13 protein-coding genes are annotated in these 14,755 nt (G+C 49.0%); 6 read left to right on the top strand and 7 right to left on the bottom strand.

All coding sequences use genetic code 11. From position 1 onward, the window contains the following. Positions 1 to 44 precede the first annotated feature (44 nt). The 3 genes from gluQRS to EXT46_RS16785 form a co-directional block, all read right to left on the bottom strand. Entirely contained in the window at positions 45 to 989 is a 945-nt protein-coding gene (gene gluQRS, locus EXT46_RS16795) for a tRNA glutamyl-Q(34) synthetase GluQRS (RefSeq protein ID WP_130148677.1), read from the bottom strand. Between the two features lie 6 nt (positions 990 to 995). Beyond that, complete coding sequence (dksA, locus tag EXT46_RS16790; protein ID WP_022944268.1) at positions 996 to 1,439, bottom strand: RNA polymerase-binding protein DksA; 444 nt, start codon at positions 1,437 to 1,439, stop codon at positions 996 to 998. Positions 1,440 to 1,632: 193 nt separating this feature from the next. After that, on the bottom strand, positions 1,633 to 2,640 hold the full coding sequence (locus EXT46_RS16785) for an AraC family transcriptional regulator (protein ID WP_130148675.1): 1,008 nt from the start codon (positions 2,638 to 2,640) through the stop codon (positions 1,633 to 1,635). Between the two features lie 151 nt (positions 2,641 to 2,791). On the opposite strand from EXT46_RS16785, the gene EXT46_RS16780 reads away from it, so the two are divergent. Continuing rightward, positions 2,792 to 5,350, top strand: coding sequence for a penicillin acylase family protein (locus EXT46_RS16780; RefSeq protein WP_130148673.1), 2,559 nt, complete (start codon positions 2,792 to 2,794; stop codon positions 5,348 to 5,350). Here the strand turns inward: EXT46_RS16780 and sfsA are convergent. Further along, positions 5,322 to 6,029: a DNA/RNA nuclease SfsA gene (gene sfsA / locus EXT46_RS16775; protein ID WP_130148671.1), complete on the bottom strand. Its 708-nt coding sequence runs from the start codon at positions 6,027 to 6,029 to the stop codon at positions 5,322 to 5,324. The genes EXT46_RS16780 and sfsA overlap by 29 nt on opposite strands. 78 nt (positions 6,030 to 6,107) lie before the next feature. Between sfsA and pepB the strand changes: the two genes are divergently transcribed. Further along, entirely contained in the window at positions 6,108 to 7,403 is a 1,296-nt protein-coding gene (pepB, locus tag EXT46_RS16770) for an aminopeptidase PepB (protein ID WP_130148669.1), read from the top strand. Positions 7,404 to 7,460: 57 nt separating this feature from the next. Here pepB and EXT46_RS16765 read toward each other — a convergent pair whose 3' ends face one another. Continuing rightward, positions 7,461 to 7,694 carry a hypothetical protein gene (locus EXT46_RS16765; protein WP_130148667.1) on the bottom strand — a complete coding sequence of 78 codons (234 nt, stop codon included), beginning with the start codon at positions 7,692 to 7,694 and terminating at the stop codon, positions 7,461 to 7,463. Between the two features lie 128 nt (positions 7,695 to 7,822). On the opposite strand from EXT46_RS16765, the gene EXT46_RS16760 reads away from it, so the two are divergent. Continuing rightward, the gene (locus EXT46_RS16760) at positions 7,823 to 9,241 is read left to right on the top strand and encodes a diguanylate cyclase (protein WP_130148665.1); all 1,419 of its coding nucleotides are present in this window, start codon (positions 7,823 to 7,825) and stop codon (positions 9,239 to 9,241) included. On the opposite strand, the gene EXT46_RS16755 is transcribed toward EXT46_RS16760, so the two are convergent. Beyond that, positions 9,231 to 9,896 (bottom strand): response regulator transcription factor, encoded by a 666-nt coding sequence (locus EXT46_RS16755; RefSeq protein WP_130148663.1) that lies wholly within the window; start codon positions 9,894 to 9,896, stop codon positions 9,231 to 9,233. The genes EXT46_RS16760 and EXT46_RS16755 overlap by 11 nt on opposite strands. Then, entirely contained in the window at positions 9,877 to 11,010 is a 1,134-nt protein-coding gene (locus tag EXT46_RS16750) for a histidine kinase (RefSeq protein WP_130148661.1), read from the bottom strand. Before EXT46_RS16750 ends, EXT46_RS16755 begins: the two co-directional genes overlap by 20 nt. Before the next feature lie 151 nt (positions 11,011 to 11,161). On the opposite strand from EXT46_RS16750, the gene EXT46_RS16745 reads away from it, so the two are divergent. The 3 genes from EXT46_RS16745 to EXT46_RS16735 all read left to right on the top strand — a co-directional run bounded on the left by EXT46_RS16745 (position 11,162) and on the right by EXT46_RS16735 (position 14,753). Next, positions 11,162 to 11,899 (top strand): hypothetical protein, encoded by a 738-nt coding sequence (locus tag EXT46_RS16745; protein ID WP_045979677.1) that lies wholly within the window; start codon positions 11,162 to 11,164, stop codon positions 11,897 to 11,899. A gap of 63 nt (positions 11,900 to 11,962) precedes the next feature. Next, a complete protein-coding gene (locus tag EXT46_RS16740) occupies positions 11,963 to 12,568 on the top strand; it encodes a fumarylacetoacetate hydrolase family protein (RefSeq protein WP_130148659.1) in 606 nt (201 codons plus the stop codon). Between the two features lie 46 nt (positions 12,569 to 12,614). Then, positions 12,615 to 14,753: an exonuclease domain-containing protein gene (locus EXT46_RS16735; RefSeq protein ID WP_130148657.1), complete on the top strand. Its 2,139-nt coding sequence runs from the start codon at positions 12,615 to 12,617 to the stop codon at positions 14,751 to 14,753. Positions 14,754 to 14,755: the final 2 nt, after the last annotated feature.

Below are 14,755 nucleotides of genomic sequence, written 5' to 3'. Positions count from 1 at the left end.
CAGCGCGGCGGAAAAATTAAGCGAGGGAGCAAAAAATCACGGCTTTATAGGGTGGTTAATTCGGTGTTGCCTGCTTCATTTTCACTTACTTGCACTTCTAGGGCCTGACGCAGCTGTATTTTAGGGTATTGGCTAACAGCCCAATCAACAATGGTTGTAGCGCGCTCGTGGAGCAGTTCAGGGTCAGGTTGAAAACCTAAAAAGCGTAATGCATCCAATAGAGCTGGTTGGGGGTGTGCGCGCTCGATGGCCGGTGCGTAATTTTGCTTCGACAGTTTAAAGCCTGGGCTGGCCACGGCTAACGGCAGGTGCATATAGCTCGGTGGAGTGGCCCCTAGTTCAGTAAATAAGCCGATTTGCCGTGCGCTGGGGATGAGTAAGTCGGCACCACGGACCACATCAGTAATGCCTTGGTCAATATCATCGATGACCACGACCAGTTGATATGCGAATAAGCCGTCCCGGCGCTTAATAATGTAGTCTTCGCGTGCTTGTTGGTCCAACACTTTTACCTCGCCTTGAAGGCGGTCTTCAAAGCGCTCGATAATGTGGTTTTGAACTAATCTGAGGGCATATTCATCACCGCTCACCGTCAAGTTGCGGCAGCGATTGTCGTAGATGCCACCCATGGCTTTAATTTGTTTGCGGGTGCATTGACAGCGGTAAACTAAACCTCGGTCATAAAGTTCATCGGTGATCGCTTGATAGCGCTCTAAACGTTGGCTTTGGTAAACGACGTCACCATGCCAATGCAGAGCATAGGCTTCGAGGGTTTTTAGAATGTCGGTATCAGCGCCAGCTTTGACCCGTGGAGTGTCAATATCTTCAATGCGAACGAGCCAGCGGCCATGATGACAGCGGGCATCTAGGTAGCTACCTAAGGCAGCTACCAGAGAGCCGAAATGCAGGGGACCGGATGGGGAAGGGGCAAAACGGCCAACGTAGTGGCGCGCGGCAGGTGTGCTCGTGCCCAAACCCGTAGTTGTCATGGTTGATTAACCGCGACCGGCTTGCTTCTCTTTAATCTCAGCGAGTGATTTACAGTCCACACACAAATCTGCAGTTGGTCGCGCTTCTAAGCGGCGAATACCGATTTCAATACCACAAGATTCGCAATAACCAAACTCGTCTTCATCGATAAGTGTGAGGGTTTTTTCAATCTTTTTAATTAGCTTACGTTCGCGGTCACGAGTGCGAAGTTCCAAAGAGAACTCTTCCTCTTGCGCGGCACGATCGACTGGGTCTGGAAAGTTAGCCGCTTCATCCGCCATATGGGTCTTGGTGCGGTCAACTTCGTTTCTCAGTTCGTTACGCCATGATTCCAGAATTTTGCGAAAGTGAGCACGTTGCTGCTCATTCATATACTCTTCGCCTGGCTGTTCTTGATACGGTTCTAACCCCGCCTGAGCGATTAACCCTAGTTTACGCTGCTCTGGCATAACACTCTCCTAAATCCTTAATATACAGTCCCCGGAAATAACCGGCGGCTATAAATAGCAGAATACCACCCCCTTAGCAAACACTTTTTTCTTAACCCGATGGCGACTGAATCCATCATGACTGGTCAAAAGGAACGATAAAGTGTGGCGTTTATTCTTTTCTTAATTCAGCTTTATATGGTGTCCTTGGCCACTATTTCAAGTTGTTTTTTGTAATAAGATAACGTTTTGGTGATGTGCCGTACCAGCGCTTGAAAGCTCGCTGCAACGCACTCTGCTCAGAAAAACCAAGTTTTGTTGCAATATCAATGGCTTTGTAACCGGATTCAAAGAGCTGTAAAGCCAGACGCGCACGGGCTTCATCCAGTAGTTGCGAGAAGCTTGTTTGCTGCTGCGCCAGATGACGCTGCAATGTGCGTGTTGGTACAGCGCACAGTTGCGCCGCTTGCTCTACATTGAGCCGCTGCGGCAAATGCGCTACCAGTTGTTGTTTTACTTTTTCGCGTAAATCAAAGCGCGCATCCAGTTGTTGTTGAGCTTGATGCAGTAACAGCTGCTCTAGGGTGGTATCGGGCTGCTTCAGAGGTTGGCCAAGCAACACCCTTGCGATGGTCATGCTGTTAGTGCTGCTATTGAAATACACTGGACATTTAAACACGTTTTCGTAAATACGCTGTTCCTTGGTGTTATTAGGTGGCGAGCGCATTAGGTGCACGGCAACCGGCGTCAGCTGCTCAGCTTGCAAGACATACATGCGAGCAAAGCTTAGCCAGCTAGCAAAAAGCTCATCAATTACGTAGTAACAGTGCGACTGCGTTGGCCCTAAATCCAAAGTTAGCGTTTGCGCTCGCTGATGAAAGGTAAGGCTTTGGGTGTGGCGCACTAATGGGTGAAATCGACGTCCGTAGTCAATGACCCGGTGTAAATCAGGACTCACGGCAGCAAGGTGCCCAAGCACGCCCCAGCGCTCAAGGTCCAACTGCACGCCAAAGTATAAGCCGATATGTGCGCAATTGAGTTGCTGATGCGCCCAAAGCATTAGACGGTGGTAATGGCCAAGGTGAAAGCTTTCACTGGGCTGGTGTAGTGCCTGCTCATCGCAGCGCAGCTGGTGCAAGGCGTCGGCTCGTTTCAGCCCCTTTGTTTCTAAAAACAAAACCAAAGAGCGCAGGACTTGATGGCTGACAAAAGAGGGACTCATAGTGCTATTTGTTATTATTTTATTGTTCTTTATCCACGCTGCGCTAATTGGCGCACAAAGTCAATTTTTGGCGTTATAGGTCAAGATTTACACCTGAGCTTAGGGCAAGGTGAAGCAGAGCAAGTAGAATAACAATAGAGAAGGACACCCTATGAAAACATCGTTTACGCCGCTGTGCCTTGCCGTCATCAGCGCACTCACCTTAAATGGTTGCGGCTCTGACTCCGATGACAATACCTCGCCTGTGGTCGAAACCCCAGACCCAGTACAACCGGACCCTGAACCTAAACCGCTGGTGCTGTTTGATGACGATGGTACGTTAAACGCTGATATACGTTGGACCACTTATGGCGTCCCCCATATTAAAGCAGACAATGTTGAGAGCTTGGCATTTGGTAGTGGCTACGCTTATGCCAAAGACAACGCCTGTGTGTTGATGGACCAAATCGTCAAAGTGCGAGGCCACCGTAGCCGTTACTTTGGCCCGGATGAAGTGCCTGGCAGCGGTGACTCCGCTCATTTGATTTCAGACTTTGGCTATAAGGCCTTGGGCGTTAATGACTATGCTGCAGAAAATTACGACCAGCTCGATGCGCAAAGTCGCGCTCATTATCAAGGCTTTGTTGCTGGGTTCAATAAGTATGTCAGTGACACAGGGGCTGATAATCTCGCCCCCGAATGCGCCTCACAACCTTGGGTGATCACGCTCACCCCTGAAGATATGCTGGCCTACTCTATGGCCACAGTGCAATTAGCAAGCTCTGCCAACTTTCTTGATTTAGCCTTTTATGCCAACCCTGGTGAGGGCGATGAATACCTGCCAGTTATGGCCCAAAGCGGGGCGGTGGCGCAGAGTTTTGCCGCCAATTTGAATGCCCGTACGAAAACCTTAAAGCTAGAAAAGAAGTATGAGCACTTGGGCTCGAACGGCTGGGGGTTAGGTAAAAATAAAATGGAAAATGGCATGGGTGGCTTGTTAGCGAACCCGCATTTCCCACATCGCGGTAACCTCAGGTTCTGGCAATCGCATTTGACCATTCCTGAATCACTCAATGTCATGGGCGGTAGCTTGCAGGGCATGCCGGGTGTGGTCAATATCGGCTTTAATGAGCATGTCGCTTGGACTCATACCTTCTCCAAGGCTCGGCATTTCATTATTTACCAGTTAGCGCTCAGTGACAATGACCGCCTAAGTTACACCTTAGATGGTGAGCCTATGGCCATTAACAGCAAAACCATCAATGTCGATGTTGCCATTGCACCAGGGCAGAGTATTACCTTGACGAAAGACTACTATTACTCACATCACGGCTTGATGATCGAAACCCCAGCCGCGCAAGGATTAGGGTGGAGTGACCGTCATGCATTCACCATTAAAGATGCCAACGAATTTAATATGGATGTGGTGGGCTTTTGGTCGCGTATGAATGCCGCCAGTAGCTTGGACGACATGAAAGCAGCATTTGCCGAATTTGATGGCGTATCCTTTAACAATACCATGGCAGCGGACAAGCACGGCAATGCCTTTTTTATTGATGACTCCACCGTTCTAAAAGTAGGGGAAACCGCTAACTTGGCGCTGCGATTAGAGCCACAATTAGTGGCATTACGTGAGCAAACAGGGTTCGATTTAGTCCCTGGCGATACCTCATTATTTGCCGCTGATGGTGTGGTGCCTTATGCCGAGGCACCGAAGTTAGAACGCAGCGACTATGTGCAAAACTCCAATGACAGTTATTGGCTCACCAACCCCGAGCAACCGCTGTCAGGATTTGCCGCGCAATATGGTGACGTGCAATACCCGCAATCACTGCGCACGCGCATGGGACTCAAGCTACTGCGTGAAGGCGGTGGTGAAGACGGCAAGTTCTCATTAGCTGAGCTCGAGCAAGCGTTAATTGGCAATGATATTTACCTTTATGACTTAGTCTTTCCTGAGCTTATAAACCAATGTCAGGCCCAGGGCAGTGAGCCTATTAACCTTGATGGTCGGGCGGTTGATTTAAGTGATGCCTGCGCGCTGTTGGCTCAGTTTGACGGCAAGATGACCTTGCAGACCAAAGGCGCTGCGCTGATCCGTGAGTTTGCGCACTTATTTGACCCAGAAGTGCACTTGTTTGATAACTTCTCCAGCATCGATGCTGCAAATACTCCGAACACGTTGCGCCCTGACGGCTCAGCATTGCAAACTCTGGCGCATGCGATATTAAATGTGACCGACAATGGTTTTGCCCTGGATGCCACCTTAGGTGAGTTGCAGTTCGTTGAAAAAACACTGGCCGGGGGCATGGCCTCAGGAGAAAAACTCCCCTGGGCTGGCCCTATGCATGTTGAAGGCGGCTTTAATGTATTTCGCTTTGACCGCCGTGGGCTTTCCGATTCGACGGTGATCCCCTATGTCAGCTACCCTGCGCTCAATGATGCGCTTAGCGGCGCACCACTGGCTTCCAATCTCAGTGCATCTGGTTACCCCGTCAACTACGGCTCAAGCTGGATGTTTGTGATGAATTTTACCGAGAACGGCCCGGTTGCCAAAGGGTTGCTGACCATGTCTCAGAGCTCACACTCAAACTCACCACACTTCGACGACCAAAGCCGTTATTACTCGCAACAAGCCGCTTTGCGCCCGCTGTATTTTTCTGAGGGCGACATTAGCAACAACTTGATTGCTGAGATGAGTATTAGTCTTGAAAAGCCAAGCGCTGAGTGAGGGTGACCTCCTCGGCACTGATGTGGGCTTTATAGGCTAACACTTCAACGCCGGCTTGCTGCGCTTGGCGCAGAAGGTCGGCGTAAACTGGATCAATATGGGCGGCGGCGCTGACTTGATTGATGCCGCTGTGCAGTACTGCAAACAGTAACACCGCCCGCTTTCCTTGTTGGCGCATCGCGATTAACTCGCGCAGGTGTTTTTGCCCACGCAGCGTTTGCGCGTCGGGGAAATAACCCTGTCCTGAGTGCTCAAGTAAGGTCACCGATTTTACCTCGATATAGCAATCTGCCTTGTCGGCATCGCGCAACAGTATATCGATGCGGCTATTTTCTGCACCGTATTTTACTTCACTGTGCAGTTGTTCATAGCCTTGCAGCTCTTCGATCACATCGTTGTTGATGGCCTCGATAGCGACTTTATTAGCCACGGCGGTATTAACACAAATTAAATCCCCTTGGGCGTTACTACTGAGCTCCAAACTGTGCGGGTATTTGCGTTTGGCGTTGTCGCTGGTGGAGTAGTAGGCTTGCACGCCTGGCTCGGCACAGCCGGTCATTTTACCGGTGTTAGCACAGTGCACGGTAAACTCATTACCATCTTCGTCGCGCAAATCCACTAAGAAACGTTTATAGCGCTTTAGCAGGGTGGCGCTTTGTAACGGGGCAGGAAATAACATTAATCTCACTTCGCTTTAGAACTGCATAGCCCTAGTGTAAACTGCGAGTAATTGTAATCACAGTCCAAGAGGACCCACATGAGTCAACAATTTTTAGTACACCTAAGTGAACAAGCTGCGCCTAGTCATTGGGGCGAATCTGCATCAGTGTCTTTCAATGAACAAGGTGCCACGGTGCACTTAAGTGAAGATGAAACCCTTAAAAACGTACAAAAGGCGGGCCGCGCCATAGCTAATCAAGGCGTAAAAGCGGTGCAGTTAAGCGGCGATACTTGGTGCACTGAAAGTCAGTGGGCATTCTACCAAGGCTTTGTTAGCCCTAAGGTACTCGATGGGGTGAGCTTTGTTGATAACGACCAAAGCGACATTAAGGAGCTGCAAGCGCTTAAGCAAGCAGCGACTTGGATGCGCCAAATGATCAACGGCACGGCAGAAGAGATTTACCCAGAAAGCCTGGCGGAAAAAGCGGGTGAGTTTATTCAGTCGCTGGCGCCTGAGCATGTCAGCTATCAAATTATCAAAGGCGAAGCACTAAAAGAGCAGCAGTGGATTGGTATTTACGAAGTCGGTCGCGGTAGTGAGCGCCCACCGGTGCTACTAGAGCTTGATTTTAACCCTACAGGTGATGATGCCGCTGCAGTGGCTTCAGCACTTGTTGGTAAAGGGATCACCTTTGATTCTGGCGGTTATTCAATCAAGCCGAGCGAAGGGATGCTGGGCATGAAGTGCGATATGGGCGGTGCAGCAACCGTCACAGCAGGCTTGGCCCTGGCAATTAGTCGTGGTTTAGACAAGCGAGTTAAATTATATCTTTGTTGTGCCGAGAACCTGATTTCAGGGCACGCATATAAACTTGGTGACATCCTGACCTATAAGAACGGCACCACAGTGGAAATTGTCAACACCGACGCCGAAGGCCGCCTAGTGCTAGCTGATGGTTTGATGGCCGCCAGTGAATCTGGGGCGAAAACCATTATTAATGCAGCCACCTTAACGGGCGCAGCGTTAGTGGCTGTGGGTCAGGAATATAATGCCCTATTTGGCCTAGACAAAGACATGGTACGCGATGTTGAAGGCTTCGCTAAAGAGGAGTTTGAAGGTGCATGGCCGTTGCCATTGGAGAAGTTCCACCAGCACAACTGTCCATCACCTTATGCCGACACTGCTAATAGTCGTCCACAAAAAGGTGGTGGTTTTGGTGGCGCCTCAAACGCCGCTGGATTCCTGTCTCGCTTTGTTCGTGATGAAGGCCAAGGCTGGGTGCATATCGATTTAGCCGCAGCGTTCCAAACATCCGCTACGGGCATGTGGGCAGCTGGGGCAACGACACAGGGTATGCGCACGGTTGCACGTACGCTACAAGAAAAGTCGTAACTTTAACAATTCGACAGAAAGCGGCCTAGTGCCGCTTTTTTTATGCCCAAAATTAACCTAAAGCTTGGAATCGTGGCCCTCATGGCGCATTAATAAAATGGTTAGATAAATTTTGGTGGGAAGCGAGAGAATAAGCCCTATAGCAATACACATAGCGCCAAGCATATAGCTGTACATACCAAAATACTGGCGGAATCCATCCACGACCAGCAGGCTATGACCACTCAAAATGAGCACCAGTCCTAATACTATGATGCATTTTAATAGGGTGAGTTGGGTGGTTTTTTGCATGGGGTAATCACTTTTAGTCACATTTTACGACTATTATTTAAGCAAATGTAAATTTTTATTGGATTGATCTACCTCATACAAGGTATATTTCGTTCCAAAATAATAAATAATCATTAGACAGGTTCGCTGTGACACCGACAGTAAAAGCACAATCTCATGCAAGCGCGCGCTTACCTTATCTTAATACTTTTCCTAAGTTATTGATTGGCGGCCTGTTGTACTACGCTTTAGCGCAGTTCGGTATGACCTTTATGGCGACTCAGCCTGCTAATATCACCTTGATTTGGCTCAGTGTTGGTGTAGCGCTAGTGATGTATTTGCGCTTGGGCAAGGCATCGGCCATTGTGGTTTTTATTGCAAGTTTCGCTGCTAATTATCCTGGTATGCAGGTGGCGGACATGGCCCATGGGGTAGTGCATACCAGTATCGCGGCTTTGATTGATACACTTGCGCCTTGGGTGATGGCGGGGCTTGTTAAACGCCATTTACAAAGTGGCTTAAGCCGCTTTCAAGACTTGGTCACCTTGGTTGTGCGAGTTTATTTGCTACCTATCGCGTTGTCTGTGGTGATGCTAACAGCCAACCTTATTTTAGGTGGGTATATTGGTAGCGAGCTCTTTGCTCAGTATGTGCTGCAATTGCTGTTTTCTGACATTTTAGGTGCTTTGCTGGTATACGCATTTTTTGATGCTTTTGTGAAGCAACAGCAATGGCCACTGCGTCAATCGGCACTGGCATGTGCGGCGATTGTGTTGGCTTTGGCGGCGATGCTCACAGCCAAACTTTGGCTCGGTGGCTTTATTTTCGCTGTTTTGCCTTGCGTACTGGTGATGATATTTGTCTGCGCCAGTGTCTTTGTTTATTCGGTATTGTTAGCCGTTGTAGCGGCGCTGGTGGTGCTTTTTGGTCATGACTTTGGCCCTTTTATTCAAGATACCCCCATGCAGTCATTGTTTATGCTGCAATCGTTTATCGTGACCCTTTCCATGTTGACCATAGGCGGGCGGCTATTGCAGTCGCAATTACTCAATGAGACTGATTCGAAACACTATTGGCAGCATCAAGCTCGGTTTGACGACTTGACCCAGTTAATGCAGCGAAATGCCTTTATGGATGCCGCTGAACACAGCTTACGCTGCGGTGGGCTAAGGGGAAAAAGTAGCAGCATTGCGGTCGTCGATTTAGATTTATTTAAGAAGGTGAATGACCGCTTTGGTCATCAGGCTGGTGATGAAGTATTGGAATGCGTGGCCTATTGCCTCACCAAGCAATTACGTGAGCATGACTTAGCCGCTCGTTTTGGTGGCGAGGAGTTTGTATTGTTACTCAGTGCTCACCTTGAGCAAGGCTGTGGCATTGTCGAGCGAATTCGCATCGCCATTAGTGAGCTTACTTTTGATGACTACCCCGAACTTCGCGTGACATGCAGTATCGGTGTTACTCACGTTAACCAAGGTGAAGATATCGGTTCTGCGCTCAGTCGTGCGGATGGAAGTCTCTACAAGGCAAAGCAGCAGGGTCGTAATCAAGTGTGTATTAATCACTAGGTGTATTCGCAGCGCAGTACAGGCCTAATTCGATGGCTTTAATGGTGGCTTGGGTGCGATCGCGCACCTCAAGTTTAGTTAATATCGTCGATACCGCGTTGCGAATAGTGCCTGGTGCTTTGTGTAATTTAGCGGCGATTTCTTTATTGGCATAGCCTGCACAAATAAGCTGTAAAATTTGCTGTTCGCGCGCTGTTAAGCCCTGTACTTGTGGCGTTATTGCACTGCGCTGCTTAGCCATTACCGCTTCTTTTAGTGCTTGTTGTAATACGCTACCGCCTTGAGAGAGTGCTGTGATCCCTGCAACTAACTCTTCCAGTGATGCATCCTTGAGCATGAACCCTTTGGCGTTGTGCTCAATAGCCCGAAACAAAATGTCGCTGTCGTTGAAGGTGGTTAGGATAAGGCAGGGCGGCGCGTGGTACTTCGCAAGTGCCTGTAGCACGCCTATGCCATCTAATCGTGGCATGCGTACATCCAGTAGAATTACATCCGCATCCACGTTTCCCTGTTGATAACACTCTAAAAAGGCTTGGCCGTCCACAGACTCACCACTGACGTGGATGCGCTTATCAAGCGCCAGCAAACTCGCCAACCCTGCACGAACTAAGTGTTGGTCGTCAACTAGGTGAACTTTAATGGTTGTCGTTTGCATAGGGAAACTCCGCATTTAGCACCATGCCTTTACTATTAGGTGTGAACGTAAACGTGCCGCCCAAGGTCTCAACGCGCTCCTTTAACCCCAACAGGCCATTGCCAGGCACTGGATTATGTAAGTGACCACCATTGTCACTGATCGTCAACCGCAGTGGATTATGGTTAAATAAATGTATATGTAGCTCCGTAGCAAGCGAATGCTTTAAAGCATTGGTAATTCCCTCTTGAGCACAGCGCAGCACACATTGGGCATAATTAAGTTGTGCCAGCAGTGGGTGAGCTTGGTAGTGTACAACCACCGCAATGCGTGGCGTGTTTTCAGCTAACTGCATTAAGGTAGACTGTAAATCAATCGGGCTGTGGTTGCGTTTATCACTGACCACAGAGCGCACACTAGCAAGCGTTTGCCGAGCATGCTGATAACAGTGTTCAAGTTGTGGTTTAAGCGTATCCGAGGCGGTACGCCGAGCAATATCGAGTTGCATTATAAGGCTCGTTAATTGATGGCCTACATCATCATGCAGTTCACGCGCAAGGTGTAAGCGCTCTTCACTTGCTCCAGCTTGGATTAATAAGGCTTGAGTGGTTTGCAAGGAGGCATTACTGATTTGCAGTGCTTCTTTGGCTTGCTGTTCAGCCATTGTGCGTTGGCTCACCACTAACGCGAATAAGCAAAAGGCGCTGGTAGAAAGGGTATTCAAAACAGGCCATGGGTGGTGCCAATAAAATCGCTGTAGAAGTAAAAAGAGTACCGCGTTGATAGCAATGCTGAGGTAACAGTAACGCAGCGGTAAGTAATAAACCAAAATGGCGCTAAACATCACCATGTAGATGAGAATCAGTGTTGCGCTGGTGAGCAGTTGCAGGCCGATAATGCCCACACCAATAACAACGAGCAGTACATAGCGCAGCGGGTAGCCGTAACTTTGCTCTTGCTCGTTTATGACCAGTAGTAAGCAAAGCAACATGAGTGTGTGTATCACCACTTCTATGGTGGCTAATGCAGTAAATCCATGCTCAGCGTTGAACATGATGCGCGGTATCGCGATAACGGCCCAAGTTACGAGCACGACCACTAACCAAGATAACTGATAACGAAAGTATTTTTTCATTTCTTAACTATATCCACAGCACGCATCTAACACCAGCAGTGCAACGCATGTTGTGACAGATGTCACGCGCCAAAATGACGAATGTGACTTACCGCGTCAGCACGGCGTTTGTACTCTAACACTGTTAATTGGCAACACAGTGAGAAGAGTTATGTATTGGTTACATCAAGGGGCGCTTTATATACATATTGTATTAGGATGCATTGCTTTAGTGTTATTTTGGCTGCCAGTGTGCGCAAGCAAAGGCTCCCGGCTGCACAATCAAAGTGGTAAGGCCTATGCGTATGTGATGTACGCAATTGCAGGCAGTGGCCTTTTTTGCTGTGCATTAGTGCTATTAGACCCGTTGGGCGCGCGTAATATCGATACCCTGAGCACGGCAGAGGAGTTACGCCGCTATCTTCAGGTTAACCATCGTATGGCATGGTTTTTAAGCATGTTGTCAATGTTGGTGTGGGTGTCGGTTTATCATGGCCGGCGAGTGTTGGTGGCCAAGGAGCAGCGTTCCTTATTACGCACGCCTACTCACCTTGGGCTTATCGCAGCTCTGGCTGTATGTGCGTGTTATACCTTTTACCTAGGGTGGCAACAGCAACAAGTTTTATTGCTGGCGTTCTCGGTGTTAGCCATGGTTATTGCAGTCACTATGGCGCATTATATTTACCGACCCTCTCTGCGGCCTCGTAGCTGGGTTATTGAGCACCTGAGCGCCATGATAGGCTCCGGTATTGGTGTGTATACCGCTTTTGGTGCCTTTGGCGGACGCCGTCTATTCAATGCGGTATTAGGAAGTGATGCCCAGTTAATTGGTTGGCTGCTGCCCACCCTGGTAGGTAGCGCGGGCTTGATGTACGCCGCACAGCACTATCGTCGACGCTATGGTGTCTAGCTTGGCGCACTTTACAAAGGCAGTTACACTGAGCCGCAAATAAAGAAAAAAGAGAAAACGCCCATGAGCCTACCGGGAAAAATTGTATGTATTGGCCGTAATTATGTTGAGCATATTCACGAGTTAGGCAATGCTATTCCAGAGCAGATGGTGGTATTTAATAAGCCTAGCAGTAGTCTTAGCCAGCACCTTTATGCTCAGCATCAAGGCGATAGGTTGCATTACGAAGCTGAGATCTGCTTGCGTATGACCGAGCAAGGTCTCACTCAAGCAGCGGTGGGGCTTGATTTAACTAAGCGCATGCTGCAAAGCCAACTCAAGCAAGCAGGACTGCCTTGGGAGCGAGCTAAAGCCTTTGATGGTGCCGTGGTGATGAGCGACTTTATTGATATTAGCGAAGCACAGATTTCGCAATTGGGTGTGCGTTTACTGATTGATGGCAAGCAAGTACAACACGGTGAAGTAAAGCATATGATGTATCCGCCTCTTATGGCGGTGCAAGAGCTGGCCACATTTATGGCTCTGCAGCCGGGCGATTGGCTGATGACTGGCACCCCTAAAGGCGTTGGTGAAGTACACGCAGGGGCTGAGTTTACGGCGCAGCTGCTGCTCTCCCAAGAGGTGATAGTGAGCCAGAGCTGGCGCGCAAGAGATAACTTGACTGTATAAATAAACAGTATTAGGCTTGTGCCACCAAATCGGAATTACCGAGTTTATGTACAACAAGTCTTTACCCCCAACCTATTATCATGATCACTTCTTGGAGTTGTTGCATTTTTTCCAGCACCAAGGCTGGCATTTATGCGGTGCTCATGAACAACGCTTTATTGATGACTTTTTAGCCTTGCCAAAAAATGCCCAGTGTGTGTTGGTGCGCGGCTTTAATCGCAAGTCTGATTTTCTTGAACAAAGCAGCTTGCATTATGACGAGATAGAGCAAGCGCCTCTGGCGCTCGCCTTGCTTAAGCGTCGGGGTTGGTTGCGTCATGTGCACGAGGAGGAGTTTGAACAATGGCTTGCAGCATTAACCAAAGCTGAGCTAGTCGCACTTTGTCGTGAACTGGGACTACCCAGGGTGGCGTTGTCTAAGCGTAAAGAGCAATGGTTGGGCTATTGCCAAACCCACGTGAGCTTTGCCAAAGCTTGCCACAGTCATGTGTTTCTCAGTTATGTAGTCCATGCCTATAACCCGGTTTTAGCGTATTTATGTTTTATCTTTTTTGGTCGTCTACAAGCAGGGCTGGGCCATTTCTCGTTGCGTGATTTAGGGATCATGCGCACCCAACAAGGCAAGGTCATCCCGCGCTTTGACACCTTAGAGGAGGCTAAAAGTGCGTTCACTTATGCGCAATTACGGGCCCAGGTTAGCGAGTTGAGCGAGCAGCAGCTGGTGCAGCATGGCGAGCAAGTAACGCAGCTTCCAAACGCTATAGGTGCGTTGGCAGAGCGCTATTCGCATGAGTATCTCTATCGTTTAGGTAAAGCCTTACTCGCGGAACCGCTACATCAAGATTTAGCATTATCAGTGCTAACACACAGTGAGGATAATCGCGCCATTGAGTTGCTGCTGCGCCAGCGCTTTAAAAAAGGGCACAGGCAATGGGTTGAGCAGCGTTTATGCGCATTGATTGACGATCCGCCTAGCGATGAGGTATTTGTATTCGCCGAGGATTTTTACGCTTTAAAATATCAAGGCAAACGCACCAGCGTACTGAGCGACCTGCTGGCAGAGAAAGAACCGCTGGCTATAGATGAGGCGTATCGCCATCAAGTCGAGCAGGGGGTGATCGATTTATATACCCAACGCGGCGAACAAGCGCTGCATAGCGAAAATCAGTTGTGGCAACACTTATTTGCGCTCTGTTTTTGGCACTTATTGTTTGATGGCGAGCAGGCTGGCAGGGGGAGTGAGTTTGATGTTTTTCCTGCAAGCTTACGTGACGGTCAGTTTTATCACTATTATCAGCCGCAAATACGCGAACTGTTCGCAGAGCATAGCAGTAAAGGGGCGTTAATCACTCACATCAGCGCGGCGGCCAGTCGCTACTACCATCAGCCTAACGCATTTATTCGATGGCACGAAGAAGTATTAGCGCCATTAGTCGCTCTCATCAATCATGCCCCTCTAAGTGCGGTTTATACGCAGCTGGAAACCATGGCGAAAGACTTCCGCAGCGCCAAGGACGGTTATCCAGATTTGATGGTGATCACATCTGGCAAAGTGCGTTTTGAAGAAATAAAAGCGCCGGGTGATAGCTTGCGCCGCAATCAGCTGGTGGCGTTAAAACAATTGCAGCGTGCCGGGTTTGATGTCAGTGTGCAAACCGTACACTGGCAGGTGAACAGTGAACAGCCTTATGTGATTGTTGATATAGAAACCACCGGTGGGCGCCATCAAAGCCATCGGATCACCGAAGTCGCCGCTATCAAGGTAGTGGCTGGTAAGGAAGTCGCACGTTGGCATTCGTTAGTTAACCCACAGCGTCACATACCGCGAGCAATTACCGAGCTTACCGGCATAGATAATGTGATGGTGGCCGATGCCCCTATATTCGCAGAGTTAGCAGACTCGCTGTGGCAATTTATGCAAGGCTGTATTTTTGTCGCCCATAACGTTAACTTTGATTATGGCTTTTTAAAAGCAGAATTCGCCCGTACTGAGCGCCACTTAAGTATGGCAAAGCTATGTACGGTGCGCTTGGGTCGCAGTTACTTGCCCGGACATGCATCATACTCTCTAGCACGTTTAAGTGCCGATTTAGATATTGTATTGTCGCGGCATCACCGCGCCATGAGTGATGCAGAAGCAACGGTGGCAATTTTTAATTTAATACAACAACAAAGGCAAGAATAACA

The organism is Pseudoalteromonas sp. CO325X, assembly GCF_004208955.1.
Taxonomy (GTDB): domain Bacteria; phylum Pseudomonadota; class Gammaproteobacteria; order Enterobacterales; family Alteromonadaceae; genus Pseudoalteromonas; species Pseudoalteromonas ruthenica.
This window is presented reverse-complemented; position numbering and strand designations above follow the sequence as displayed.